A 25,209-nucleotide genomic window follows, 5' to 3' on the forward strand; every position below is an offset into this window, starting at 1 on the left:
GCGCGGAGCGCGGCAGCCCTGCTGCCGCGCTTTTTCCCAATTTCTGATCCCGCTTGTCTGAACTGATCCCCCGCCAGGAAGGCGCCGCCGTTCTCGTCGGCGTCGATTTCGGGCTGCCCCATTTCGACAGCGAACTCGAGGAGCTCGGCCTGCTTGCGCAGACCGCAGGCCTGACGCCCGTCGCCCGTCTTGCGTGCAAGCGCAAGGCGCCCGATGCGGCATTGTTCGTTGGTAGCGGCAAGGCCGAAGAAATCAAGGAGCTGGCTGCCCTGTACAGGGCGAGCGAGGTCATCTTTGATCAGGCCCTGAGCCCCGCGCAGCAGCGCAACCTCGAACGCCAGCTCGACGTTGCCGTCTACGACCGGACCTTTCTCATCCTCGAGATCTTCGCCCAGCGTGCGCGTTCGCACGAAGGCAAGCTGCAGGTCGAGCTGGCTCGCCTGCAGTACCTCAGCACGCGGCTGGTCCGCCGCTGGTCCCACTTGGAGCGCCAGACCGGCGGTGCCGGTGTGCGCGGCGGCCCGGGTGAAAAGCAGATCGAGCTCGACCGCCGGATGATCAGCGAGTCGATCAAGCGCACGCGCGAGCGTCTCGCCAAGGTGCAGAAGCAGCGCGGCACGCAGCGCCGCCAGCGCGAGCGCCGCGAGACCTTCAACATCTCCCTGGTGGGCTACACCAACGCGGGCAAGTCGTCGCTGTTCAATGCGCTGGTCAAGGCCCGCGCCTATGCGGCCGACCAGCTGTTCGCCACGCTCGATACCACCACACGCAACCTCTACCTGGGCGATGCTAGGCGGCAGGTATCGATCTCCGACACCGTAGGCTTCATCCGCGACCTGCCGCACGGCCTTGTCGATGCCTTCAAGGCCACGCTGCAGGAGGCGGTCGATGCCGACCTGCTGCTGCACGTGATCGATGCCTCCAACCCGCATTACCCCGAGCAGATGGCCGAGGTGCAGGCGGTGCTGCGCGAGATCGGTGCCGACACCGTTCCGCAGCTTTTGGTATTCAACAAGCTCGATGCCCTTGAAAGCGCGCAACATCCGCTGCATCTGCAGGACGAGATGGAAATCGATGGCGTGCAGGTTCCCCGCATCTTCCTCAGCGCCAAGAGCGGCGAGGGCGTGCCGCTGTTGCGGGCCGAGCTCGCCCGGCAGTCGGGCTCCGTAGCCGATACGATGACCCCTGGGGCAAACGCTGAATTGCACGATGCAGCCGATTGATTGGGCACAATCCCGCCACTGACAAGAGAACGAAGCGAATGAATTCAAAGCCAGCGCGGAGAGGGTTTCTGGGCATGTTCAACCTGAACGATGGCCGATGGGGTCGCGGCGACGAGCCGTCGTCCTCCAACGGCGACCGCCCAGCCGGCAACCGCCCCCCCGATGCCAATCCCCCCGGCGCACCGACGCCTCCGCCTTCGGGCAACAACAACAGCAACGACAACCGTCCCCGTGGACAAGGTCCGAACCAGGGCCCGCCTGACCTCGACGAACTCTGGCGCGACCTCAATCGCAAGCTCGGTGGCTTCTTCGGTGGCAAGGGCGGCGGCAACCGCCCCAACGGCGGCAGTAGCGGCGGTGGTGGCAACGGCTACAGGCCCGACATGAAAAACGCAGGATTCGGCCTCGGCCTCGTGGCCGCGGTGGCGGTCCTGATCTGGCTCGGCACCGGCTTCTTCATCGTGAACGAAGGCCAGCAGGCCGTCGTCACGCAGTTCGGCAGCTACAAGAGCACCGTGGGCGCAGGCTTCAACTGGCGCCTGCCGTACCCCATTCAGCGCCACGAAGTGGTGGTGACCACGCAGATCCGCTCCGCAGACGTGGGCCGCGATGCCATCGTGCGCTCCACCGGACTGCGCGAATCGGCCATGCTGACCGAAGACGAGAACATCGTCGAGATCAAGTTTGCCGTGCAGTACCGCCTGAGCGACCCGCGCGCATGGCTCTACGAGAGCAAGTCGCCTGCCGACACCGTCGTGCAGGTGGCCGAGACCTCCGTGCGCGAGGTGGTCGGCAAGATGAAGATGGACGCCGCGCTGGCCGAAGAGCGCGACCAGATCGCACCGCGCGTGCGCGCGCTGATGCAGACTATCCTCGACCGCTACAAGATCGGCGTCGAAGTCGTCGGCATCAACCTGCAGCAGGGCGGCGTGCGTCCGCCCGAGCAGGTGCAGGCCGCGTTCGACGACGTGCTCAAAGCTGGCCAGGAGCGCGAGCGCACCAAGAACGATGCACAGGCCTACGCCAATAACGTGGTGCCGCTTGCCACTGGTACGGCTTCGCGCCTGAAGGAAGAGTCCGAAGCCTATAAGGCGCGGATCGTGGCGCAGGCCCAGGGTGATGCAGGCCGCTTCAGCGCGGTGCTGGCTGAATACCAGAAGGCCCCGCAGGTGACGCGCGACCGCATGTACACCGACGCCATGCAGCAGATCTACGCCAGCACGACCAAGGTACTGGTCGACAGCAAGCAGGGCTCGAACCTGCTGTACCTGCCGCTCGACAAGCTCATGCAGATGGGCGGCAACAGCGGCGCCACCGCCACCCCGGTCGATGCGGCCAGTCCCAACGTTGCCGGCACCGCGCCGGCCCAGTCCTCGGTGATCCCGGTGGCCCCCGCGACGACCGATGTGCGTGGCCGCGATGGCCGCTCGCGTGACCGCGACGTGCGTTGAGAAAGGCCCGAAAGAATATGAACAGAATCGGATTCATCGCCACCTCGATCCTCGTGCTGCTCGTGCTGGCAAGCTCGACCCTCTTCGTGGTCGACCAGCGCCAGTTCGGCGTGGTCTATGCCCTCGGCCAGATCAAGCAGGTCATTACCGAGCCCGGCCTCAACTTCAAGCTGCCGCCGCCGTTCCAGAACGTGTCGTACATCGACAAGCGCCTGCTGACGCTGTCGAGCGTGGACACCGAGCCCATGCTTACCGCCGAGAAGCAGCGCGTGGTGATCGACTGGTACGTGCGCTGGCGCATCAGCGACCCGCAGGCCTATATCCGCAACGTCGGTCTCGACGAGAACGCCGGTGCAATGCAGCTCAACCGCGTGGTGCGCAATGCGTTCCAGGAAAACATCAACAAGCGCACCGTGCGCGACCTGATCTCGGTGCGCCGCGAGGCCCTGATGGCCGACGTGCAGCGCGAAGTGCTGTCGGTGGTCAAGGGTGCAAAGCCCTGGGGCGTGGACGTGGTCGACGTGCGCATCACGCGTGTCGACTACGTGGAGGCCATCACCGAATCGGTCTATCGCCGCATGGAAGCCGAGCGCAAACGCGTGGCCAACGAGCTGCGTTCGACCGGTACGGCCGAAGGCGAAAAGATTCGCGCCGATGCCGATCGCCAACGCGAGGTGATCGTGGCGAACGCCTACCGCGACGCCCAGAAGATCAAGGGCGAGGGCGATGCCCAGGCCGCTTCCGCTTACAGCGAGGCCTTCGGCCGCGATCCGCAATTTGCGCAGTTCTACCGAAGCCTCGATGCCTACAAGCAGAGCTTCAACAAGAAGAGCGACGTGATGGTGCTTGACCCATCGTCGGACTTCTTCCGCGCCATGCAAGGCTCGGGCTCTACCACCAACGCCCCTCGTCGTTGATTCTTCGCCAGGAGCCGTGAGCGCCGACACTTTCTGGAGCGCATTGGCGCTCGTCCTGGTGATCGAAGGCATCCTGCCTTTTGTCTCACCAGGAGGGTGGCGGCGCGGCTTCGGGCAGCTCATGCAGCTGCGCGACGGCCAGCTTCGTTTCTTCGGACTTTGCAGCATCCTGCTGGGTTTGCTACTGCTCTGGATCCTGGCCTAGTCTTGGGCTGGTCGCGGTCCCGGTAGAATCCCGGTTTAACCACGCCCCCGATCCCCATGTCCGCCTGGGTCCTCCCGGATCACATTGCCGATGTGCTGCCCTCCGAGGCGCGCCACATCGAAGAACTTCGACGCCAGCTGCTCGATACCGCCCGTGGCTATGGCTACGAGCTGGTGATGCCGCCGCTGCTCGAGCACCTCGAATCGCTGCTCTCGGGCACCGGCGAGGCGCTCGACCTCCAAACCTTCAAGCTCGTCGACCAGCTTTCCGGCCGCAGCATGGGCCTGCGTGCCGACACCACTCCCCAGGTGGCGCGCATCGATGCCCATCTGCTGAACCGTGACGGTGTGGCCCGCCTGTGCTACTGCGGCCCGGTGCTCCACACTCGGCCCGACCGCCCACACGCCACCCGCGAGCCCCTGCAGTTCGGCGCCGAGATCTACGGCCATGCCGGGCTCGAAGCCGACACTGAAACCCTGTTGCTGGCGCTCGACTGCCTCGATGCCGCCGGCCTGCGCGACGGCGTGATTGTCGACCTGGCCGATGCCCGCATCGTGCGTGCCCTGTTCGCCGGCGTGCCGGTCGATGCGGCCGCGCTGGCCCGGGTGCATGCAGCGCTGGCCGCCAAGGACGCGAGCGAGCTCGAATCGCTCACCAAGGATTTCCCCGCTGCTTCGCGCGAGGGGCTGCGTGCGCTGGTTCAGCTGTACGGCGATGCGTCGGTGCTCGACGAGGCCGCCAAGGCCCTGAAAGGCACGCCCGCCGTGGGCGCTGCCCTGGCCGACCTGAAGCAGCTCGCCGCCGGTCTGCAGGGCGTGGCCGGCCGCCAGATCAGCTTCGACCTGGCCGACCTGCGCGGCTATGCGTACTACAGCGGCATGCGCTTCGGCATCTACGTGCCCGGCGCGGCCGACTCGCTGGTGCGCGGTGGCCGCTACGACGAAGTGGGGGCCGTGTTCGGCCGCAACCGTCCGGCCGTCGGCTTCAGCCTCGACGTGCGCGAACTGGTCGGCGTGCTGCCGGCCCGCCCGCTGCGCGCCGCCATCCGCGCACCCTGGAGCGATGCGGCCGGCCTGCGTCAGGCAATTGCCCAATTGCGCAAGGCCGGCGAAACGGTAGTCTGCGTGCTGCCGGGCCATGGCAGCGAAATCGATGAATTCCACTGCGATCGCGAGCTCATCGAGCAAGCTGGCCAGTGGACTGTCCGAGCGATCTGAATTTTTGAAGTAATGGAACGAGCATGAGCGTAACCACCGGAAGAAACGTGGTCGTCGTCGGCACCCAATGGGGCGACGAGGGCAAAGGCAAGCTGGTCGACTGGCTGACGGAAAGCGCCCAGGGCGTGGTCCGTTTCCAGGGCGGCCACAACGCGGGCCACACGCTGGTCATCAACGGTGTGAAAACCGCGTTGCACCTGATCCCGAGCGGCATCATGCGGCCCGGCGTCAAGTGCTACATCGGCAACGGCGTGGTGCTGTCGGCCGCCAAGCTCTTCGAGGAAATCGAAGGGCTGGAGAAGGCCGGTGTCGAGGTGCGTTCGCGCCTGCGCATCAGCGAGGCCTGCCCGCTGATCCTGCCGTTCCACGCCGCGCTGGACATCGCGCGCGAGGCCTACCGCGAGAAGGGCGGCATCGAGAAGATCGGCACCACCGGCCGCGGCATCGGCCCGGCCTACGAAGACAAGATCGCGCGCCGCGCGCTGCGCGTGCAGGACCTGAAGCACCCCGAGCGTTTCGCGGCCAAGCTGCGCGTGCTGCTCGACCTGCACAACCACGTGCTGACGCAGGTGCTGAGCGCCCCGGCCATCGACTTCGACGAAGTCTTCAACGAGGCCATGAGGCACGCCGAGCTGCTCAAGCCCATGATGGCCGACGTCTCACGCGAACTGAACGACGCGCACAAGAACGGCGCCAACCTGCTGTTCGAAGGCGCGCAGGGCACGCTGCTCGACGTCGACCACGGCACCTACCCGTACGTCACCTCCAGCAACTGCGTGGCCGGCAATGCCGCCGCCGGTTCGGGCGTGGGCCCGGGCATGCTGCACTACATCCTCGGCATCACCAAGGCCTACTGCACGCGCGTGGGCGGCGGTCCGTTCCCAACCGAGCTCGATTGGGCCACGCCCGGCACCCCGGGCTACCACATGAGCACCGTGGGTGCCGAAAAGGGTGTGACCACCGGCCGCAGCCGCCGTTGCGGCTGGTTCGACGCCGCGCTGCTCAAGCGCTCGGCGCAGGTCAACGGCCTGTCGGGCCTGTGCATCACCAAGCTCGACGTGCTGGACGGCCTCGAAAAGCTCGAGCTGTGCACCGGCTACGAACTCGACGGCGAAATCACCGACATCCTGCCGATGGGCGCTGACGAGATCGAGCGCTGCACGCCGATCTACGAAACCCTCGAAGGCTGGAGCGAAAGCACCGTCGGCGTCACGCAGTACGACAAGCTTCCGATCAATGCGCGCCTGTACCTGCAGCGCATCGAGCAGGTCACCGGCGTGCCGATCCACATGGTGTCGACCAGCCCCGACCGCGACCACACGATCATGATGCGTCACCCCTATCTGGCCGACTGAAGAGGAAAAGAAGAACCATGTTGACCGAAGACGGCAAGCATCTCTACGTCAGCTACGACGAGTACCACAACCTGATCGAAAAGCTCGCGATCAAGGTGCACCAGTCGGGCTGGCAGTTCGACACCATCCTGTGCCTGGCGCGCGGCGGCATGCGCCCCGGCGACGTGCTCTCGCGCATCTTCGACAAGCCGCTGGCGATCATGTCGACCAGTTCGTACCGCGCCGACGCCGGCACGGTGCAGGGCCACCTCGACATCGCCCGCTTCATCACCACGCCCAAGGGCGAGATCGCAGGCCGCGTGCTGCTGGTGGACGACCTGGCCGACTCGGGCCACACGCTGCATGCCGTCATGGACATGCTGCGCAACAACTACCCGCCCATCACCGAACTGCGCAGCGCAGTGATCTGGACCAAAGCGCTGTCGACCTTCACGCCCGACTACCAGGTGGAATTTCTTGCCACCAACCCGTGGATCCATCAGCCCTTCGAAGGCTACGACTCCATGGGCGCCGAGAAGCTGATCGAGAAGTGGTCGGTCTGATCCATCGGCCGACCCTTCGGCAATAAGCAGCGCCGCCGGCTCACCCTGCGTCGCTGAGCATCGCGGTGTAGCGCCGCTGCATTTCTTCCGGCGTCAGCTTCTCGATGCTGTGCCCCACGTTCCAGCGATGGCCGAAGGGGTCGTGAAAGACGCCGGAACGTTCCCCATAAAACTGATCCTGCGGCGCCATGTTCAGCGTGGCGCCCGCGGCGACCGCGCGCGCCACCACCGCGTCGGCATCGTCCACGTGCAGGTGCAGCGTGACGGCCGTGCCGCCCAGCGTCTTCGCGCTGTGGATGTTGAACTCGGCGAATTCGTCCGAGATCATCAGGATCGCGCCATTGTTGAAGTCCAGCTCCGCATGGCCGATGCGGCCGCTCGGCTCGGTCAGGCGAAAGATTTCCTTCACCTCGAAGACCTTGCAATAGAACTCGATGGCTGCGCCGGCATCGTGGACGCAGAGGTACGGAAACAGCTCGTGGATGGCCATGGTTTTGTCCGGTCTGTTTGATGAGATAGGCGCGATTCTGGTGGCCGGTGCTTTCCAGGTCTTGAACAAATTTGACCTGCGGGTGAGTAGTCAGATTCGCACATGCCGGGACGATGCTGGTGCTGCCCGCCGATACGCCTGCGGTGACATACCGGCGATGGCCAGGAAGTCGCGGTTGAAGTGCGCCTGGTCGCTGTAGCCGGCCTGCAGCGCCAGATCGACCCAGGGCTGGGTGGGGTCCATGGCGAACTGCCCGATCACGCGGTCGAAGCGCAGCATCCGCGCGTACTGCTTGGGTGCCAGGCCGGTCATGCCGCGGAACAGCGCGATGAAGCGCCGGTGGCTGTAGCCGCTTTGCTTCACCAGCTCGCGGATGGCGCCGGCTTGCGCATCGTCGCTATTGGCGCTGGCGTCGGACATGCGCGCCAGCGCCTGCGCCACTGCGGGATGCAGTCCGTGCATGGCGGAGGCGGCAAGGCGTGCGCCCAGCAGGGCATCGGCGATCGCGAGTTGCCGCGTCAGCGAGTCGGTGCCGTGGAGTTGCTCCAACGCGAAGTCAGCGTCCGCGCCCCAGAGCGCGTCCAGCGATGTGTGGCGGTCGGCCAGCGCGTCCTCGGGTACACCGAGCAGCGCCTTGGCCGCGCCAGGCTGCAGCATGGCGCCCACCGAGCGCGTTTGCACCGACACGTCGCGCACGAAGAACGCCGAGCGGGCTCCGCCCACCATGGCATGGCCCACCGTGAAGCCCCGCGCATCGGCATCGTCCTGGAACAGGCGCAGCGGCGGCCCCGAAAGCCGGAACACGAGATGCATCCCACCTGTGGGGAGCACGTGTTCGCGCGCGCCCGGCCGCCCCTCGTGCGGCCCATCGGGCGCGGAGGCCCACAGCAGCCGCACGAAGGGGCGCAGATGGGGGGAGGGTGGTCGGGTCAGCTGCATGACGCGGGAAGTGTCTGCCGAGCCGCCACGCGACGCAATCACCGCGCCCGCGAAATCCCCGGATGCGACGCTCGCGCTAGCATCGCTCCATGAGCAAGCCTTCCACGACCCTGATCCACCACCCCTACGTCCCGCCCGCCACCTTCGCCGCGCCGCAGCCCGGCGTGTTCAAGGCATCGACCGTGTTCTTCGCCGACGTGGCCGCCATGCGCGCGCGCGACTGGCGCACCAAGGCCGGCTACACCTACGGCCTGCACGGCACTCCCACCACCTTCACGCTGGAAGAGCGCCTGGCCACGCTCGAAGGCGGCACCGAATGCCTGCTCGTGCCCAGCGGGCTGGCGGCCATCTCGCTGGTGTCGTTCGCCTTTCTCAAGACCGGCGACGAGGTGCTGATTCCCGACAACGCCTACGGCCCCAACAAGGCGCTGGCCACCGGTGAGCTGGCGAACTTCGGCATCACACACCGCATGTACGACGCGATGAATCCGGCCGACCTCGCGGCCAAGCTGTCGGATCGCACGCGGCTGGTCTGGGTCGAGGCGGCGGGCTCGGTGACGATGGAGTTTCCCGACCTGCCCGCCCTCGTCAACGTCTGCCGCGCGCGGGGTGTGATGACCGCGCTTGACAACACCTGGGGCGCGGGCCTGGCCTTTGCGCCTTTCGATTTCAACGACAGCGGGCAGGGCGTCGACATCTCGGTGCACGCGCTCACCAAGTACCCGAGCGGCGGCGGCGACGTGCTCATGGGCAGCGTGATCACGCGCGACGAGCGGCTGCATCGCGCGCTCAAGCTCACGCACATGCGCATGGGCTTCGGCATCGGCGTGGGCGATGTCGAGACGCTGCTGCGTTCGCTGCCCAGCATCGCGCTGCGCTATGCCGCGCACGACCGTGCGGCGCGCGAACTGGCCGGCTGGCTCAACGGCTGCGACGAGATCGCGCAGGTGCTGCACCCCGCGCTCGAAGACTCGCCCGGGCACGTGCACTGGCGCGCGCTGTGTGGCGAGACCAACCTGGCCGCAGGCCTGTTCTCGGTCGTGTTCGACGAGCGCTACAGCACCGAGCAGGTCGACCGCTTCTGCGACAGCCTGCAGCTTTTTCGCCTCGGCTACTCGTGGGGCGGCCCCATCAGCCTGGTGGTGCCGTACGACATCGGCTTGATGCGCGATGCCTCCGTGGCGTGCTGGCCTTACAAGGGAACGCTCGTTCGTTTTTCGATCGGCCTTGAAGACGTGGAGGACCTGCGCGCCGACTTGCAGCAGGCGCTGGCACGGATGTAAAAAATCGCTTCTCGCTCTCTGGGAGCGTCATTGGGTACCGTCTTGGGACTGCACCGTTATCGCTTACAGTAGGCCACGCGCAGTCACCCTGACTGCCTCGCCCAAGGAGAAGCAGTGGCAACACCCAATTACGGCTACGAGAAGCGCCAGAAAGAGCTGGCCAAGAAGAAGAAGAAGGAAGAAAAGCTCCGGGAAAAGGCGAACCGCAAACTCAATCCGAGCAGCGACGGCTTGGCCCCCGGAGACCCGGAAACCGACGTGGCCTCGCTCGAACGCGATCCACCCACGGTGCCCGAGTTGCCCACCAAGAACGGTTGATCCGCTCCTGGCGTACCCATCAAGAAGCCGCCGCAGGCCTGCGCCTGCGGCGGTTTTTTTATTTCGGCAGCAGCTTGCGCAGCTCGGGCCAGACGTTGTCCAGCAGTTGAGGCTGTGCCGCGGCGGTCGGGTGGATGCGGTCGGCCTGGAACAGCGAGAGCGCATCGGGCGTATCGGCCACGCCCTTGAGCAGGAAGGGCACGAGCGCGGACTTGGTCGCGCCCGCTACCTTGGAGAACACCGCCTCGAAGCGCCGCGTGTAGTCGCCGCCGTAGTTCGGCGGCACCTGGATGCCGACGATCAGCACCTTTGCGCCCGCAGCCTGCGCGGCCTTGGTGATCTGCATCAGGTTGCTTTCGGTGTCCGAGAGTGGCAGGCCGCGCAGCGCGTCGTTGGCGCCGAGCTCCAGCACCACGTGGCTGGGCTTGTGCTGTGCGAGCAGCGAGGCAAGGCGCGAGCGCCCGCCGGAGCTGGTGTCGCCGCTGATGCTGGCGTTGACCACGGTGGCCGCGATCTTCTGCTGCGCAAGCCTTTTTTCCAGCAAGGGTACCCAGCCTTCGCCGCGCTTGAGGCCGTACTCTGCGCTCAGCGAATCGCCGAGCACCAGGATCACCGGCTTGCCAGCCATCGGTACCTGGGCCTGAGCCTGGGCCTGCGCCGCGGTCGTCCATAGCCCCGCGCTGCCGAGCGCGGCGGTGGTCAAGATAAAGTCACGTCGATTCAAAACCAAAGCCTTTCCATGTCCCAACCCCCGTCTGATGCAATTGTCGCCGTCGAGCATGTCTTCAAGTCCGTCACCGATTCGGCCGGCACGCTGGACATTCTGCAGGACATCGATTTCACCCTCGGCGCGCGGGAAACCGCGGCCATCGTCGGCGCCTCGGGCTCCGGCAAGAGCACCCTGCTGTCGATCATCGCGGGGCTAGACACACCAACGCGCGGCACGGTGCGCATCGCCGGCGAAGACATCTTCGCCATCGACGAGGACGAGCGCGCCGCCGTGCGCGCGCAGCGCGTGGGCTTCGTGTTCCAGAGCTTCCAGCTGTTGGGCAACCTGAGCGCGCTCGAAAACGTGATGCTCCCGCTGGAGCTGGCCAACCGAAAAGATGCGCGCAAGGCGGCCACCGAAATGCTCGGCCGCGTCGGCCTCGGCCAGCGGCTCGGGCACTACCCCAAGGTGCTCTCGGGCGGCGAGCAGCAGCGTGTGGCGCTGGCCCGTGCCTTCGTGGTGCAACCGGCGCTGCTGCTGGCCGACGAGCCCACCGGCAGCCTCGACTTCGCCACCGGTGAGCAGGTGATGCGGCTGATGTTCGACCTCAATCGCGAGCTCGGCACCACGCTCGTGCTCGTTACCCACGACCGGGGCATCGCAGCCCGATGCGAGCGACGCATCACCATCGAGGCCGGTCGTGTCGCACTTAATGAAAAAGTGGCTCTGGCGCCCGCCTGACAAGCGCAATAAGCTATTAAACATAAGTAAATAGCCAGCCACACAGGAGATATTCATGGAGGAGCTTCCGCCCGACGCCGCCCTGGCGCTGCAGCGCGGCAGGATGATCGAGGCCATCAAGATCGTGCGCGACCGCACGGGCGTGGACCTCAAGTCGGCCAAGGACGCTGTCGATCGCTACGCCGACAGGCTGGAGCGAGGGGAAGGCGATGCCCGCGGACGCGGTGCGCCTGCCGCCGCCATGCAGGACCGCGGCTTCGCCTCCATGCCCTCCATCGCACTCGCAGCCCTGGCGCAGGGCAACAAGATCGAGGCCATCCGCCTCACGCGCGAAGCCACGGGCCTGAGCCTGTCTGCGGCCAAGCGGCTGGTCGACAACCATGACGACCCGGCGCTCGGAAGTTTCAGCCCCCTGACCCAGCACATGCCCCGCCGCCCGATGGACGAACCGGGCCGCGTACATGGCGACGGCTACAAATGGCTGCCGGCGTTGATCATCGTGCTGGCGGCGGTCATGGCCTGGTTGTTGATTGCCGGAAAGGCTTGAGTCGATGATCGTTCCCCAGTTCTGGGCCGAAGGCCGTATCCAGGAGAGCGTGGGCGGCAAGCAGTTCACCGTGCGCCGCTTCGGCTGGTCCGACGAGAGCCCACTGGCCGCGCAGGCGCACGCCGACCAGCGCACGCGCGATGCCTTCGACCGCATCGTCCACAAGGGCGAGAAGCTCGAGCGCCGCGAACGCAAGATGCCCTACAACGGCGCCGACGGCATGCCGATCCGCGAGGAAATCGTCGAGCGCCAGGGCGACACCGTCATCACGCGCAACACCTACGGCGCGCGCTGCCTCAACACGCCCGACGTGCTGTTCGTCGACATCGACTTCGAGGAGCCCTTGCGCGGCAGCGTGTTCGGCTTTGCGCTGGTGCCGGCGCTGATCGCCGGGGTGGTCGGCGGCTGGGCTGCCAAGACCTGGCTGGGCGGGCTGATCGCGGGCATCGTGGTCTTCGTCGTGGCCTGGGTCATCGGCCAGCGCAAGAAGCGTGGCGAGCACAGCGGCAACCCTGCGCCCGAGAAGCGGGCGGCCGAGCGCATCGGGCGCTTCATGCAGCAGCACCCCGACTGGCATCTGCGCATCTATCGCACGCCCGCGGGCTTCCGGGTGCTGGCGATGCACGATGTCTTCGATCCGGCCGACACCGCGGTGGCCGACTGCTTTCATGCAATGGGCGTCGACAAGGTCTACGCACGCATGTGCCGCAACCAGAAATGCTTTCGTGCCCGGGTGAGCGCCAAGCCCTGGCGCATCGGCATCGGCGAACACATGCGGCCCCAGCCGGGCATATGGCCGGTGTCGCCCGAGAAGCTGCCTGCGCGCGACGCCTGGATCGCGCGCTACGAAAAGGCAGCCGAGGGCCATGCGGCCTGCCAGTACCTGGAGAGCGTGGGCAACGGCGCGAAGGTGCATCCGAGCGCGTTGGCTGTGCAGGAACTGCACGATGAGCGCACCCGCGCGCTCAGTGGTTTGCCGATCGCCTGACCACGCGAAATGGCCAGGTCCCGGGGGTAGGGATAATCGCCGGATGTCTTCCCCCAAAGTGATCTTCGGCTTCCATGCCGTGGGCGTGCGCATCAAGACCGCGCCGAAATCGGTGCTCGAAGTGATGTTCGACGCCAGCCGGCGCGATGCGCGCATGAAACAGTTCATCGCGCGTGCGCAGGAAGCCGGTGTGCGGCTGGTCGAGGCCGACGGCCTGCGGCTGTCCAAGCTCAGCGGCAGCCACGGCCATCAGGGCGTGGTGGCACGGGTCGAACCCGTGGCCCAGGTCCGCTCGCTCGACGAACTGCTCGAAGGCCTCGAAGAGGCCGGCACCGTGCCCCTGCTGCTGGTGCTCGACGGCGTGACCGACCCGCACAACCTCGGTGCCTGCCTGCGCGTGGCCGACGGTGCCGGCGCGCATGCGGTCATCGCCCCCAAGGACCACGCGGCCGGCATCAACGCCACCGTGGCCAAGGTGGCGAGCGGCGCGGCCGAGACTGTGCCGTACTTCATGGTCACCAACCTCGCGCGCACCCTGAACGAACTCAAGGAACGCAACATCTGGTGCGTGGGCACCAGCGACGACGCGCCGGGCACCATCTACCAGAGCGACTTCAAGCGCCCCCTGGCGCTGGTGCTGGGCGCCGAAGGCGAAGGCATGCGGCAGCTCACGCGAAAGACTTGCGACGAGCTGGTGAGCATTCCGATGGCCGGCGCGGTCGAGAGCCTGAATGTCTCGGTGGCCAGCGGCGTGTGCCTCTACGAGGCGATGCGGCAGCGCGGCGCCTGAGCGTCTTTTTCTAGCTCTTGGGCAACGATCCACCCTTGCGGTGGAAGTAGATGAGCTCCGCCACCCGCCGCATCTGCGGCGTGCCCAGCAGGTGGTTGAACATCCAGTCGGTCTGGAAATGGTCGAAGGCCAAGCGCAGCGCGCGCTTGAGCCGGAAGCCCGGGTAGCCACGAACGAACCACGTGGCCGGGTCGCCGGCCTCGCCACGCACGAAGCTCGCCACCGCCTCGCCCGCGCGCTCCCCGTGCAGCAGCGCCGTGTGGATGCCGCCGGCCGTCACCGGCGACACCATGCCCGCCGCATCACCCACCAGCAGGGCCCGTTCGCGCGCTACCACCGGCAGCACGCCGCCGCACGGGATCATTCCCGCGCGTACCGCGACCGGCGGAGCGTCGCCGGGCGTGACCACCGAAGCAATCTTGCGCAGCAGCGGATCGAGCTTCAGCGCGCCCGCGCTGTTGTGCACCATGCGGCGCGCCAGCCCGATCTGGCTAACGCCGACGCCGTCGAGCGCCCAGCCGATGTAGCCGGGCGCGAGCTTGCGGTCGATGAAGCAATGCAGCAGGCCGGGCGCCATCCGCGCGCCGTGATATTCGTGCTCGATGCCGTAGAGGAAGCGCGTGTTGCGCGACAGGCCCAGCGCCTTGGCAACGCGCGAGTGGGGGCCGTCAGCGCCCACGAGGTAGGTGGCCGTGATGCAGGGTCCTTGCGTCACAGGCACCTCCCACCGGCCGTTGAGCCACAGCGCCTGCTCGAACAGCGTGCCCAGCCGCACGTCGACGCCGCTGGCGCAGGCAGAGCCGACCATCCAGTCGAGCAGGGCGGGCGCGTCGGTGGCCCAGAACCAGTAGCCCGGCGCATGCAGGTCGACATGGCGCATGTTGGGCGCATAGAGCCGCACCCCTTCGATACGGCGCACGAGTGCCGCAGGCACTTCGGCCAGCCACGGCACGCTGTCGACCGCGTCCTTCACGATGATGCCGGTGGTGTGCAGCTTGGCGCCGGCACTGCTCTTCTTCTCCAGCACCATCACGCTGAGGCCTGCCAGGGCCGCGGCCCGGGCACAGGCCAGGCCCGCAAAGCTCGCGCCCACGACGAGAAGGTCGACCTTGATGCTGCCGGGGTTTGCTGCCGGAGCCGGCTGGGGCGCTGCGCAGGATGAGGAGGCGAGGGGAGAAAAGAAGCTGGAAGAAGTGTGCATGGGGCAGCCAACTGGATTCGATGCGCACCGCGGTCTGCGGTGCGCATGCGAAGTTAGCTACGCCATGTGCGCGCGGCGTGAAGCCTGTGTGAACCCGATTGATGTACCCGGTGATGCACCCGGCCGCTCAGGACGGGTCCTTGCCACGCGTGCGACCGACCGCGCTGAAGATGCCGATCCCCAGCAGGATCACCGCGCCGATGCCGATGTAGAGCGTCGGCACGCCGGCGACGGAGGCGCCCCAGATGAGGCCGCCCAGGAAGATCACGAAACCGATCATGTAGAGCGCGAATGACATCGTCGTTCCTCTGGAAGCTGAGATGCCTTGCAGTATCCGGAGCAGTGGCAGGTGCCGCACAGGCATCGGCCGCCAGTGCGTGTCGGAGCTTGCCTACCCTGCGCGTGCGGCTACTCCGGGTTCGCCACCAGCAGATAGCGGCAGGCGGTGCGCCCCAGTGCCTTGAAGACCAGCGGCCGGTCCACGCCGAAGTCGAGGCAGTCGCCCGGTGCGAGCTCGAAGCGCTCGTCGCCGTAGTCCACCCGCAGAGCGCCTTCGAGCATCCACAGGCATTGCCGATAGGGCTTGCCGCTCCAGCGCGGGTAGTCGACCTGCGCCGAGCGCGGCAGCTCGACCTCGACCAGTTCGATGCCGCTGCCCGCGTGCCGCTCCGCGACCTGCCGCCGCAGGTAGCCTGCCTTCGGGTCGCGCCAGACCTCCTGCTCGGCACGCGTGCGCAGGCGCTGCGGTTGCTCCTTCTCTTCCGTCAGGAGCTGCGCTAGCGGCACGCCGAGCCCGGCCGCCAGCCGCCCCAGCAGCACGGCCGTGGGGCTGCTCTGCGCGCGCTCCACCTTGGAGATCATGGCCTTGCTCACGCCCGAGCGCTCGGCCAACTCCGCGAGGCTCAGCGCTTGCGCCTGCCGCAGCGCCAGCAGCCGGGTGGCGATGAGCATGTCGATGTTCTGGCCGGGCGTGTCGTCTCGAGATGAATCGTTTCTCATATGAGATTATTATTCTCCTATATTGAACGATATTTCAACGAGGACACCATGCGTCTCATCTCCTGCACCGAAGAAGCGCACGCCGCCGCGATCCTGGCCATCCTCAACGAGGCCATCGTCACTTCCACCGCGCTGTACGACTACAAGCCGCGCACGCCCGAGAACATGGTCGCGTGGTTCGCCACCAAGCGTGCCAACGGCTTCCCCGTGATCGGCGCCGTGGACGATGCCGGCAAGCTGCTGGGTTTCGCGAGCTACGGCACGTTCCGCGCCTTTCCCGCCTACAAGTACACGGTGGAGCACTCGGTCTACGTCGACAGCGCGCACCGCGGCGAGGGCCTGGGCCGCACGCTGATGGAGGCGATCATTGCCGAGGCCATCGCGCGCGACGTGCATGTGATGGTCGGCGCCATCGATGCCGCCAACGCCGGCAGCATCGCGCTGCACGAGCGCCTGGGCTTCGAGCATTCGGGCACCGTGCGGCAGGCCGGCTTCAAGTTCGGCCGCTGGCTGGATGTGGCCTTCTACCAGCGCATTCTTGCGACGCCGCTGAATCCGGTCGACGGCTAGCAGCTAGATCAGCGCGAAGAAGCGCATCACCACCTCGGCCGGGTGGCGTACCCCGGCGCCGACGAACATGCGTTCGTTGATCCACTTCAGCGAAGGCGAGGCAGTCTCGAAGCGCGGGCTGCAGCGAAAGTACACCTGCGACGGATCGACCGGCTCGCCGCGCAGCAGCTTGCCCATTACCTCGGGCGAGGCCGAACGCACCGCATGGTTCTGCACGTAGACCAGATCGCCCGCATCGGTCTCCAGGCCGTAGCGCGCGTCGAGTTCGGAAAGCGTGTCGCTCACGATCAACTGAAAGTCGCTGCCGCCCGGCAGCACGCGCGCCCGCCAGCCGTGGCCGATGGCGTCGCCGCCCGTGATCGGCACCACGCGGCGCAGTCCGCGCGGGCTGTTGCCCAGCACCTGCGGCGTGCCCACCTCGACGCGCAGGTCGACGAAGTGCTCGAATGCGGGCGCTGCGATGGTGTCGAACATGCTCATCGCCGGGAGCCGCTCAGGCAGCGGGTTTTGCTTCAGCGCTGGCGCGGTCGAGCATCTCGATGGTGCCCGCGTCGAGCTTCAGCTGCGTCGCGACCACGAGCTCTTCGAGCTGCGCGATGGAGGTGGCGCTGGCAATGGGCGCCGTCACGCCCGGTCGCGCGATCTGCCAGGCGATGGCGACCTGGCCCGGCTTGGCGTTGTACTGCTGGGCCACCTTGTCGAGTGCATCGAGGATGCGCAGGCCGCGCTCGTTGAGATATTTCTTCGTGGTGTTGGCGCCGCGCGCGCTCTTGGCGGCATCGGCCTCGGTGCGGTACTTGCCCGTGAGGAAGCCGGCGGCCAGGGCGTAGAAGTTGATCACACCCACTTCGCGCTTGATGCACAGCGGCTCCAGCGCATCTTCGAACACGGCGCGGTCGTACAGGTTGTACAGCGGCTGCAGGCTTTCGTAGCGGGCGATGCCCAGGCGTTCCGACACGTCGAGCGCCTCGGCCAGCCGCGGTGCACTGTAGTTCGAGGCGCCGATGGCGCGGACCTTGCCTTCCTTGATCAGGTCGTCGAAGGCGCCGAGCGATTCTTCGAGCGGCGTGTTGGCATCGTCATCGTGCGACTGGTAGAGGTCGATGTAGTCCGTCTGCAGGCGCTTGAGCGAGGCCTCGACGGCTTCGCGGATGTACTTGGGCGCCAGGCCCACCTTGCCTTCGCCCATCGGCTTGCCGACCTTGGTGGCCAGCACCACGCGGTTGCGCTTGCCGCTGTGCTTGAGCCACTTGCCGATGATCGTCTCCGACTCGCCGCCGGTGTGGCCCGGCACCCATGCCGAATACACGTCAGCGGTGTCGACGAAGTTGAAACCCGCATCCAGCCAGGCATCGAGCAGCTTGAACGAGGCCGCTTCGTCGACGGTCCAGCCGAACACGTTGCCGCCGAAGGCGAGCGGGGAAACCAGGAGGCCGGAGCGGCCGAGCGGGCGAAGTTGCGACATGTCGAGTGTTCCTGAAGAAGAAAGGGATGAGACGAAGGATCAGACGAAGCCCACTGCGCCCAGCACCGCTCCGGCGCCGAGCAGCCAGAGCAGGTGAATGCGCGTGCGCCAGACGATAAGCGCGGACACACCGGTCAGCAGCCACAGGTGCCAGGCAGGCGCATTGCCGGCATGGTTTCCCGCCGCCAGCACCCAGCCGGTGGCGATCAGCAGGCCCACCACCACGGGCGCCATGCCCTGCTTGAAGGCGCGCACCTCGCGGCGCGTGCGGTTGCGGTGGCCCCAGCGCGTGGCGAAGTAGGTGAGGGTGGTGCTCGGCAGCATGATGCCGACCATGGTGAGCATCAGCCCGAAGAAGCCGAGCAGCCAGGCCGAGGGCCCGGCACTGATGCCGCCGCCCGCGTTGAGCCCGACGTTCCAGCCCATCAGCGCCACGAACAGCACGTTGGGGCCGGGCGCTGCTTGCGCGATGGCAATGGAGGAGCTGAACTGCGCATCGGTGAGCCAGCTGTGCTGGACTACGAGGTAGCGGTGCATGTCGGGCACTGTGGTGATGGCGCCGCTGATCGACAGCAGCGACAGCAGCGCGTATTGCCCGAACAGGGCCAGCCAGTCGTGCCATTGCATCGTGATGGTCATGGCGCGATCTTCTTCCAGGTCCACACGCAGGCGACGCCACCGACCACCAGCAGCACCCATCCGAGCGGGATCTTGAACACCGCAATGGCCACGAACACCAGCGCCATGAAGGAGAGGCAGGTTGCAAAGCCCAGCGGATGCTTGCGCAGCTGCGGCACCAGCTTGATGCCGGTCGCGGCAATCAGTCCGCCCGACACCGCGCCCATGCCGCGCAGCGCGGCCGCCACCTGCGGGTTGCCGGCGAAGTGTGCATACAGCACGGCCAGCGCAAGGATGACGACCAGCGGAATGGTCAACATGCCCGCCAGGGCGGCGAGCGCGCCGCGCAAGCCGAAGTAGCGGTCGCCGATCATCAGCGCGAGGTTGATCACGTTGGGCCCCGGCATCACCTGCGCCACGGCCCAGTCTTCGAGGAACTGCTCGGGCGTGAGCCATTTCTTCTTCTCGACCATCTCGCGCTGGACGATGGCGAGCACACCGCCGAAGCCCTGCAATGCGAGCCAGGTGAATGAAACAAAAAGGTCGCGTGGCGACTGGGGCTGAGCAGCGGGGGGAGACGGGTGCATGTGGAGCGATTATCGTAGGCACGCTTTCAACATGCCGGGCGCCGGATCGACATGGCGCCGGGCGATTCCACAGGGACACTTCAGCATGCTCAAGCAACTGCGCGCACTCTTCGATCTCTGCCAGCGGGCCTTCAACTCCTGGTCGAACGATTACGCCCCGAGCATGGGTGCTGCGCTGGCCTACTACACAGTGTTCTCCATTGCTCCGCTGCTGCTGATCGTGATCGCTGTGGCCGGCCTGGTCTTCGGGCAGGAGGCCGCGCGCGGCGAGATCTTCGCGCAGCTCTCGGGCCTGATGGGCGAGCAGGGCGCGGCGGCGGTGCAGGGCATGCTGAAGGCCGTCAACAAGCCGGCCGAAGGCATCGTCGCCACGGTGATCGGCATCGGGCTGCTGGTGCTGGGCGCCACCACCGTCTTCGGCGAACTGCAAGATGCGCTCGACCGCATCTGGCGCGCGCCGGCCCGCGCCAAGAACAAGGGGCTGTTCAACATGCTGCGCGTGCGGATGCTGTCGTTCAGCATGATCATGGGCATCGGTTTTTTGCTCATGGTGTCGCTGGTGGCGAGCGCCGCGCTCGCGGCCCTGGGAAAGTGGTGGTCGCCGGTGTTCGGCGCGTGGGAAACCACTGCGCAGGCCGTCAACTTCGTCTTCAGCTTCGCGATGGTGACAGCGATCTTCGCGATGATCTACAAGATCATGCCGCGCGCCAAGGTGCAGTGGCGCGACGTGTGGGTGGGGGCGGCTGTCACGGCGCTGCTCTTCACCGTGGGCAAGCACCTGATCGGGCTGTACATCGGCAAGAGCAGCGTGGCCTCGGGCTACGGGGCCGCGGGCTCGCTGGTGGTGGTGCTAGTGTGGGTTTACTACTCGGCGCAGATCTTCCTGCTGGGGGCCGAGTTCACCTGGGTCTATGCGCGCACCTACGGCTCGATGAAGGACACGAAGGGCATCGCCGACCTGAACCCGTCGCCGACGCGCGACGTGCCGCTGCCGCACAACGACACCTGAACCTCGCTTCAGCCGGCGAAGCCGCCTTCGTCGAGATACTTCTGCTCTTCCGCCGTGGTGCTGCGCCCCAGCATCCTGTTGCGATGCGGAAAGCGGCCGAAGCGCGCAATGATGTCCCGGTGCAGCACCGCGTAGCGCTGCGTATTGGCGTCGAGCGCGGCGTTGAGCTCGACCGAGCGCTCCTGCTCGGCCAGCACTTCGGAATGCATGAAGGGCAGGTAGAAGAAGCGTCGCAGCACTGGTTCGCACTGCCGGTCGAAGCCTGATTCGACTGCCTGCTTCGCCACGGCCAGCGCCTTGCCGTCGGTGGCCAGCATGTGCGGGCTGCCGCGCCAGGTGTTGCGGGGAAACTGGTCGAACAGCACCAGCAAGGCCAAAGCGCCTTCGGCATCGGATGCCCAGTGGTCGAGTTCGCCGCGGGCTGCGGCCTGATGGGCATGCGAGAAGCGGGTGGCGAATTCGGCGTCGAAGGCGTCGTTCTTGGCAAACCAGCGGTCCGGGCCGGCTTCGCGCCAGAAATCGACCACATCGCGGGCGGTGGGGAGGGCGTTGAGGGTCATCGTTGCATTTTCTTTCAGCCTTTTGCAGCCCTTTTCAGCCATTTGGCGGCCATCGAAGTCGGGGTGGTGGCCGACAAGCCAAGCCCGCCGTGCTGCCTATGCTGTGGAGGCTTTCATAACTCAGGAGATCAAGCTCATGACCAAATATGGCACCTTTTTGCGCGCAGCCCTCATCACCGGGGTGGCCAGTGCCGCGCTGGTCGGCTGCGGAATGATGTCGAAGTCGAACGTCGCGAGCTTCAGCGGCGCGATGAACGCAGCCAGCGAAGTCCCGCCCAACATGACGCGCGGCAGCGGCATGGCCGAGGCTTGGCTCGACCGCGACACCAACGTGCTCAAGTACAAGATCACCTACACCGGCCTGAGCGGCCCGGCCACCATGGCGCACTTCCACGGCCCGGCCGCCGCGGGCGCCAATGCGGGCGTGGTGCTGCCCTTTGCCAACCCGGCAAGCCCGATCGAAGGCCAGGCCACGCTCACGCCGGCGCAGGCCGCCGACCTGTCCGCGGGCAAGTGGTACGCCAACGTGCATACCGCCGCCAACCCGGGCGGCGAGATCCGCGGACAGATGCTGCCGAAGATGTGACATCGTCCCGGGGGCAACAACCCCTGGTCAGGTTGGTGTCGCGGGGCTGGTGTCAAATGAACGCATGACGACGACACCACCGAAGAAAAAACCCCGTGCCGCCTCCTCCAAACCCCTCAACCCTTTTGCTTCGCGCCGCGAAGACATGCGCACCGCTCGCAAGGCGCTGGTGCTGCAGGGTGGGGGCGCGCTCGGCGCCTACCAGGCCGGCGTGTATGCGGCGCTCAGCGAAACCGAACTGCAGCCGCACTGGATTGCCGGCGTCTCCATCGGCGCCATCAATGCGGCACTGATTGCGGGCAATGCACCGGAAACGCGCGTCGATCGGCTGCGCGAGTTCTGGCACCTTGTGTCTTCGGGGCCTTCGCAGCGCCTGCCTTCGTGGCTGGGCGACCGGGCACTGCAGAACCAGTACAGCGCCACCATGGCCTCGCTGGTGGGCATTCCGGGCTTCTTCGAGCCGCGGTATTCGCCGGCCTTCCTGATGGGCGGGGCGGCGCCGCTGCTGAGCTACTACGACACCTCCGCGCTCAAGTCCACGCTGGAGCGCCTCGTCGACTTCGACCGCATCAATGCCTGCGAGGCACGCTTCAGCGTGGGCGCGGTCAATGTGCGCACCGGCAACTCGGTGTACTTCGACAACACGCGCCAGCTCATCGGTCCCGAGCACATCATGGCCAGCGGCGCGCTGCCGCCGGGCTTCGCGCCGATCAGCATCGACGGCGATGACTACTGGGACGGTGGCATCGTGTCGAACACACCGCTGCAGTACGTGCTTGACACGCATCCGCGCAACGAGCCACTGGTGGTGTTGCAGGTCGACCTGTTCAATGCGCGCGGCGAGATGCCGCGCACCATGGCGGGCGTGATGGAGCGGCAGAAGGACATCACCTACTCCAGCCGCACCCGCATGAACACCGACGCGCTGGCCGCCAACATGAATCTGCAGCAGGCGATTGCCGACCTGATCTCCAAGCTGCCGGCTGGCCTGCGCAGCGACCCGAGTGTGCTCGCGGTGCAGTCGCAGCTCACGCACGAGCCCATCGACATCTTCCACCTGATCTACCGCGACAAGCCCTACGAACTGGAATCGAAGGACTACGAGTTCTCGCGCGCTGCCGTGGAAGAGCACTGGGATTCGGGTGCGCGCGACATGCGCAACACGCTGGCCCATCCCGAGACGCTGCGTGCCGACGCAACGGTCAACGGCGTGACCACCTTCGACCTTGGCGAGCATGGCTCGGGGCGCGTCAAGCGGCCGGGCCTGTCGCGCTGACGCGTGCGATTCAGCCTCAACTAAGAAACCAGCGCGAGACTGGGCCGTCACTTCAACAGGAGGAAATGTTTTCATGAAAATTGAAGATGTGCGACGAACGGCATTCGCGATGCCGCTGACCAGTCCTGCTTTTCCGCCCGGCCCGTACCGGTTCGTGCGGCGCGAATTTCTCATCCTCACGTACCGCACCGACATGGACGCCCTGCGCGCCGTGGTGCCCGAGCCGCTCGAAGTGGTCGAGCCGCTGGTCAAGTACGAATTCATTCGCATGCCCGACTCGACCGGCTTCGGCGACTACACCGAGTCGGGCCAGGTCATTCCGGTGCAGCTGCGCACCGCCAAGGGGGTGGAGAAGGGCGCGTACGTGCACGCGATGTACCTCAACGACCATCCGCCCATTGCCGGCGGCCGCGAGCTCTGGGGCTTTCCTAAGAAGCTGGCCTCGCCGGTGCTCGACTACGAGACCGACGTGGTGGTCGGCACGCTCGACTACGGCAAGGTGCGCGTGGCCAAGGCCACGATGGGCTTCAAGCACCGCGCGCTCGATCCCGAGCCCATCCTTGCGGGCATTGCGCAACCCAACTTTCTGCTGAAGATCATTCCGCACGTCGACGGCACGGCCCGCATTTGCGAACTGGTGCGCTATCACATGGTCGACGTGACGCTGCACGGCGCATGGGGCGGGCCCGGCTCGCTCGAACTGCACCCGCACGCGCTGGCGCCCGTGGCCGACCTGCCGGTGCTCAAGGTCGAATCGGCCGTGCACTACATCGCAGACATGACGCTCGCACTCGGCACGGTCGAGCACGACTATCTCGCCTGATTCTTGCTGCCCTTTTCAAACCCGACTCTTACCAAGGAACATCACCATGCAACTCAAGGACAAGGTCGCCTACATCACTGGCTCGGCCAGCGGCATCGGCAAGGAAATCGCCATCCTGTTCGCGCAGGAAGGCGCCAAGATCATCATTGCCGACCTCAACAAGGAAGCGGCCGACGCCACAGCGGCCGAGCTCAAGGCCGCGGGCGCGCAGGCCATTGGCGTGGGCGTCGACGTGACGAACGAAGACCAGGTCAACGCCTCGGTCGAGGAGGGCGCTGCAGCCTTTGGCGGCATCGACATCCTCATCAGCAACGCCGGCATCCAGATCGTGCACCCGGTGGAAGAGTTCAGCTTCGCCGACTGGAAGAAGATGCTCGCCATTCACCTCGACGGCGCCTTCCTCACCACGAAAGCTTGCCTGAAGCACATGTATGCACAAGGCCGTGGCGGCAGCGTGATCTACATGGGCTCGGTGCACTCGAAGGAAGCCTCGCTGCTGAAGGCCCCTTACGTCACGGCCAAGCACGGCCTCATCGGCCTGGCCAAGACGGTCGCTAAGGAAGGCGCCAAGCACGGCGTGCGCGCCAACGTGATCTGCCCGGGCTTCGTGCGCACGCCGCTCGTCGAAAAGCAGATTCCCGAGCAGGCCAAGACCCTGGGCATCAGCGAGCAGGAAGTCATCAAGAACGTGATGCTGAAGGAAACGGTCGACGGTGAGTTCACGACCACGGAAGACGTGGCACGCGTCGCGCTGCTGTTCGCGGGCTTCCCGACCAATGCACTCACCGGCCAGTCGCTCGTCGTGAGCCACGGCTGGTTCATGCAATAAGCAGACGCTACAGCTTCAGCTCCCAGGTCTCGCCAACCTGCGGCGAGCCGTAGCCCTCGTGCGGCTCCGACTTGGTGAGCTGGAAGCCGCGCTTGGCGTAGATGCCGCGTGCGGCCACTAGGCAGCTGTTGGTCCACAGCACCATCTTCTTGTAGCCCTTGAGGCGCGCGAAGGCGATGCATTCGTCCACCAGCTTGCCGCCCAGGCCCAGCCCGCGCGCAGCGGGCGCGAGGATCAGCAGGCGCAGTTGCGCCACCGCAGCCGACTTGCGGACCACGAAGATCGCACCCACACGCTCTCCGTTGAGTTCGGCGATCCAGCAGCGCTCCCACTCGGGCTGGAACTTGAGCAAAAACTCACCCGCGATGCCGGCCACCAGCGCCTCGAAGCTGCTGTTCCAGCCGTACTCGCGCGCGTAGACCTCGCCATGCTGCTGAACCACCCAGCCGATGTCGCCGGGCGCCGGGTCGCGCAGGATGGCGGCCTGGGTCTTGGCCGGGGCGGCTTCGGGGTCGAGTAGCGACTGCACCGTGCCCATGGCCTGCACCAGTTGTTGGCGCTGCGGCGGCGCTAGCGAGGCGAGCAGGGCGGTGGCTTCTTCGCGCGATTTCTGTTGCAACGGTGCGAATGCGGCGTGGCCAGCTTCGGTCAGGCGCAGGACGCTCTGGCGCGCATCGCGCGGATGCGGCTCGCGCGTGAGCCAGCCTTCGTTTTCGAAGCGGCGCAGGATGCGGCTCATGTAGCCCGCGTCCAGCCCAAGGTCGCGCCCGATTTCGCTCGCGACCGCCACCTCGCGGTGCGCCAGCTCGTACAGCACGCGCACGTCGGTCAACGACATGGCGCTGCCGAGGTAGGGGTCGAGGGCGCCGATGCGGCGCGTGTAGAAGCGGTTGAATTGGCGGATCGCCTTGACGGCGGCGGGATCGATGGGGGGTAAAGTCGCTGACATGGTTGCCATTGTCATTTAGAAG

At 66.5% G+C, this 25,209-nt stretch carries 31 protein-coding genes; 19 read left to right on the plus strand and 12 right to left on the minus strand.

Annotated features, from left to right (window positions below):
* Positions 1-53: 53 nt before the first annotated feature.
* The 7 genes from hflX to ACSFCA_RS11420 all read left to right on the plus strand — a co-directional run bounded on the left by hflX (position 54) and on the right by ACSFCA_RS11420 (position 6,910).
* Entirely contained in the window at positions 54-1,223 is a 1,170-nt protein-coding gene (hflX, locus tag ACSFCA_RS11390; RefSeq protein ID WP_258349846.1) for a GTPase HflX, read from the plus strand.
* Positions 1,224-1,297: 74 nt separating this feature from the next.
* Positions 1,298-2,674, plus strand: a complete 1,377-nt coding sequence (gene hflK, locus ACSFCA_RS11395; protein ID WP_435459582.1) for an FtsH protease activity modulator HflK — start codon at positions 1,298-1,300, stop codon at positions 2,672-2,674.
* Positions 2,675-2,691: 17 nt separating this feature from the next.
* Positions 2,692-3,591: a protease modulator HflC gene (hflC, locus tag ACSFCA_RS11400; protein WP_093176659.1), complete on the plus strand. Its 900-nt coding sequence runs from the start codon at positions 2,692-2,694 to the stop codon at positions 3,589-3,591.
* A 16-nt stretch (positions 3,592-3,607) separates the two neighbouring features.
* Entirely contained in the window at positions 3,608-3,796 is a 189-nt protein-coding gene (locus ACSFCA_RS11405) for a DUF2065 domain-containing protein (RefSeq protein WP_435459583.1), read from the plus strand.
* Positions 3,797-3,852: 56 nt separating this feature from the next.
* Positions 3,853-5,013, plus strand: a complete 1,161-nt coding sequence (locus ACSFCA_RS11410; RefSeq protein WP_435459584.1) for an ATP phosphoribosyltransferase regulatory subunit — start codon at positions 3,853-3,855, stop codon at positions 5,011-5,013.
* 23 nt (positions 5,014-5,036) lie between these two features.
* On the plus strand, positions 5,037-6,368 hold the full coding sequence (locus ACSFCA_RS11415; RefSeq protein WP_258349843.1) for an adenylosuccinate synthase: 1,332 nt from the start codon (positions 5,037-5,039) through the stop codon (positions 6,366-6,368).
* 17 nt (positions 6,369-6,385) lie between these two features.
* Entirely contained in the window at positions 6,386-6,910 is a 525-nt protein-coding gene (locus ACSFCA_RS11420) for a phosphoribosyltransferase (protein ID WP_081269111.1), read from the plus strand.
* 40 nt (positions 6,911-6,950) lie between these two features.
* Here ACSFCA_RS11420 and ACSFCA_RS11425 read toward each other — a convergent pair whose 3' ends face one another.
* The gene (locus ACSFCA_RS11425; RefSeq protein WP_093052182.1) at positions 6,951-7,400 is read right to left on the minus strand and encodes a VOC family protein; all 450 of its coding nucleotides are present in this window, start codon (positions 7,398-7,400) and stop codon (positions 6,951-6,953) included.
* Between the two features lie 90 nt (positions 7,401-7,490).
* Positions 7,491-8,339: an AraC family transcriptional regulator gene (locus ACSFCA_RS11430; protein WP_258349841.1), complete on the minus strand. Its 849-nt coding sequence runs from the start codon at positions 8,337-8,339 to the stop codon at positions 7,491-7,493.
* Positions 8,340-8,428: 89 nt separating this feature from the next.
* Between ACSFCA_RS11430 and ACSFCA_RS11435 the strand changes: the two genes are divergently transcribed.
* Together ACSFCA_RS11435 and ACSFCA_RS11440 are read left to right on the plus strand one after the other, a co-directional pair.
* On the plus strand, positions 8,429-9,622 hold the full coding sequence (locus ACSFCA_RS11435; protein WP_435459585.1) for a PLP-dependent transferase: 1,194 nt from the start codon (positions 8,429-8,431) through the stop codon (positions 9,620-9,622).
* 114 nt (positions 9,623-9,736) lie between these two features.
* Positions 9,737-9,940, plus strand: coding sequence for a hypothetical protein (locus ACSFCA_RS11440; RefSeq protein WP_093052173.1), 204 nt, complete (start codon positions 9,737-9,739; stop codon positions 9,938-9,940).
* Between the two features lie 58 nt (positions 9,941-9,998).
* Here the strand turns inward: ACSFCA_RS11440 and ACSFCA_RS11445 are convergent, their stop codons facing one another.
* Entirely contained in the window at positions 9,999-10,643 is a 645-nt protein-coding gene (locus ACSFCA_RS11445; RefSeq protein WP_435459586.1) for an arylesterase, read from the minus strand.
* 36 nt (positions 10,644-10,679) lie between these two features.
* On the opposite strand from ACSFCA_RS11445, the gene ACSFCA_RS11450 reads away from it, so the two are divergent.
* Genes ACSFCA_RS11450 through rlmB form a run of 4 tightly spaced genes read left to right on the plus strand, consistent with a single transcriptional unit; the run spans position 10,680 to position 13,715 of the window.
* Positions 10,680-11,390, plus strand: a complete 711-nt coding sequence (locus ACSFCA_RS11450; protein ID WP_093052161.1) for an ABC transporter ATP-binding protein — start codon at positions 10,680-10,682, stop codon at positions 11,388-11,390.
* Positions 11,391-11,445: 55 nt separating this feature from the next.
* Complete coding sequence (locus tag ACSFCA_RS11455; protein WP_435459587.1) at positions 11,446-11,937, plus strand: hypothetical protein; 492 nt, start codon at positions 11,446-11,448, stop codon at positions 11,935-11,937.
* A gap of 4 nt (positions 11,938-11,941) precedes the next feature.
* Positions 11,942-12,925 carry an inorganic phosphate transporter gene (locus ACSFCA_RS11460; protein ID WP_258349836.1) on the plus strand — a complete coding sequence of 328 codons (984 nt, stop codon included), beginning with the start codon at positions 11,942-11,944 and terminating at the stop codon, positions 12,923-12,925.
* A gap of 43 nt (positions 12,926-12,968) precedes the next feature.
* Positions 12,969-13,715, plus strand: coding sequence for a 23S rRNA (guanosine(2251)-2'-O)-methyltransferase RlmB (rlmB, locus tag ACSFCA_RS11465; RefSeq protein WP_007828317.1), 747 nt, complete (start codon positions 12,969-12,971; stop codon positions 13,713-13,715).
* A gap of 10 nt (positions 13,716-13,725) precedes the next feature.
* Here the strand turns inward: rlmB and ACSFCA_RS11470 are convergent, their stop codons facing one another.
* The 3 genes from ACSFCA_RS11470 to ACSFCA_RS11480 all read right to left on the minus strand — a co-directional run bounded on the left by ACSFCA_RS11470 (position 13,726) and on the right by ACSFCA_RS11480 (position 15,915).
* Complete coding sequence (locus ACSFCA_RS11470; protein ID WP_435459588.1) at positions 13,726-14,916, minus strand: NAD(P)/FAD-dependent oxidoreductase; 1,191 nt, start codon at positions 14,914-14,916, stop codon at positions 13,726-13,728.
* A 127-nt stretch (positions 14,917-15,043) separates the two neighbouring features.
* Entirely contained in the window at positions 15,044-15,214 is a 171-nt protein-coding gene (locus ACSFCA_RS11475) for a hypothetical protein (protein WP_177206563.1), read from the minus strand.
* Between the two features lie 110 nt (positions 15,215-15,324).
* Positions 15,325-15,915 (minus strand): helix-turn-helix domain-containing protein, encoded by a 591-nt coding sequence (locus tag ACSFCA_RS11480; protein ID WP_435459589.1) that lies wholly within the window; start codon positions 15,913-15,915, stop codon positions 15,325-15,327.
* A gap of 48 nt (positions 15,916-15,963) precedes the next feature.
* Here ACSFCA_RS11480 and ACSFCA_RS11485 point away from each other — a divergent pair, with 48 nt between their 5' ends.
* Positions 15,964-16,485, plus strand: coding sequence for a GNAT family N-acetyltransferase (locus ACSFCA_RS11485; RefSeq protein ID WP_435459590.1), 522 nt, complete (start codon positions 15,964-15,966; stop codon positions 16,483-16,485).
* A gap of 3 nt (positions 16,486-16,488) precedes the next feature.
* On the opposite strand, the gene ACSFCA_RS11490 is transcribed toward ACSFCA_RS11485, so the two are convergent.
* From ACSFCA_RS11490 to ACSFCA_RS11505, 4 genes are read right to left on the minus strand one after another with little or no spacing between them, the layout of a single operon-like run.
* Positions 16,489-16,965, minus strand: coding sequence for a DUF3237 domain-containing protein (locus ACSFCA_RS11490; RefSeq protein ID WP_435459591.1), 477 nt, complete (start codon positions 16,963-16,965; stop codon positions 16,489-16,491).
* A gap of 13 nt (positions 16,966-16,978) precedes the next feature.
* The gene (locus ACSFCA_RS11495) at positions 16,979-17,950 is read right to left on the minus strand and encodes an aldo/keto reductase (RefSeq protein ID WP_258349830.1); all 972 of its coding nucleotides are present in this window, start codon (positions 17,948-17,950) and stop codon (positions 16,979-16,981) included.
* Positions 17,951-17,989: 39 nt separating this feature from the next.
* Positions 17,990-18,589 carry a chromate transporter gene (locus tag ACSFCA_RS11500; RefSeq protein WP_435459592.1) on the minus strand — a complete coding sequence of 200 codons (600 nt, stop codon included), beginning with the start codon at positions 18,587-18,589 and terminating at the stop codon, positions 17,990-17,992.
* Positions 18,586-19,155: a chromate transporter gene (locus ACSFCA_RS11505; RefSeq protein WP_093078117.1), complete on the minus strand. Its 570-nt coding sequence runs from the start codon at positions 19,153-19,155 to the stop codon at positions 18,586-18,588. Before ACSFCA_RS11505 ends, ACSFCA_RS11500 begins: the two co-directional genes overlap by 4 nt.
* Positions 19,156-19,240: 85 nt before the next feature.
* Between ACSFCA_RS11505 and ACSFCA_RS11510 the strand changes: the two genes are divergently transcribed.
* Positions 19,241-20,164, plus strand: coding sequence for a YihY/virulence factor BrkB family protein (locus tag ACSFCA_RS11510; RefSeq protein WP_258349829.1), 924 nt, complete (start codon positions 19,241-19,243; stop codon positions 20,162-20,164).
* An 8-nt stretch (positions 20,165-20,172) separates the two neighbouring features.
* Here the strand turns inward: ACSFCA_RS11510 and ACSFCA_RS11515 are convergent, their stop codons facing one another.
* Positions 20,173-20,724 carry a DUF924 family protein gene (locus ACSFCA_RS11515; protein ID WP_435459593.1) on the minus strand — a complete coding sequence of 184 codons (552 nt, stop codon included), beginning with the start codon at positions 20,722-20,724 and terminating at the stop codon, positions 20,173-20,175.
* A gap of 136 nt (positions 20,725-20,860) precedes the next feature.
* Between ACSFCA_RS11515 and ACSFCA_RS11520 the strand changes: the two genes are divergently transcribed.
* From ACSFCA_RS11520 to ACSFCA_RS11535, 4 genes are all read left to right on the plus strand, one after another.
* Positions 20,861-21,310, plus strand: a complete 450-nt coding sequence (locus ACSFCA_RS11520) for a CHRD domain-containing protein (RefSeq protein ID WP_081269127.1) — start codon at positions 20,861-20,863, stop codon at positions 21,308-21,310.
* A gap of 145 nt (positions 21,311-21,455) precedes the next feature.
* Complete coding sequence (locus ACSFCA_RS11525) at positions 21,456-22,586, plus strand: patatin-like phospholipase family protein (RefSeq protein WP_435459594.1); 1,131 nt, start codon at positions 21,456-21,458, stop codon at positions 22,584-22,586.
* Between the two features lie 73 nt (positions 22,587-22,659).
* Positions 22,660-23,409, plus strand: a complete 750-nt coding sequence (locus ACSFCA_RS11530) for an acetoacetate decarboxylase (protein WP_435459595.1) — start codon at positions 22,660-22,662, stop codon at positions 23,407-23,409.
* 46 nt (positions 23,410-23,455) lie between these two features.
* Positions 23,456-24,238 (plus strand): 3-hydroxybutyrate dehydrogenase, encoded by a 783-nt coding sequence (locus ACSFCA_RS11535; protein ID WP_258349825.1) that lies wholly within the window; start codon positions 23,456-23,458, stop codon positions 24,236-24,238.
* A 7-nt stretch (positions 24,239-24,245) separates the two neighbouring features.
* Here ACSFCA_RS11535 and ACSFCA_RS11540 read toward each other — a convergent pair whose 3' ends face one another.
* Positions 24,246-25,196 carry a bifunctional helix-turn-helix transcriptional regulator/GNAT family N-acetyltransferase gene (locus tag ACSFCA_RS11540; RefSeq protein WP_435459596.1) on the minus strand — a complete coding sequence of 317 codons (951 nt, stop codon included), beginning with the start codon at positions 25,194-25,196 and terminating at the stop codon, positions 24,246-24,248.
* Positions 25,197-25,209 lie beyond the last annotated feature (13 nt).

It is taken from the genome of Variovorax multivorans (genome assembly GCF_051216835.1).
GTDB lineage: Bacteria > Pseudomonadota > Gammaproteobacteria > Burkholderiales > Burkholderiaceae_C > Variovorax.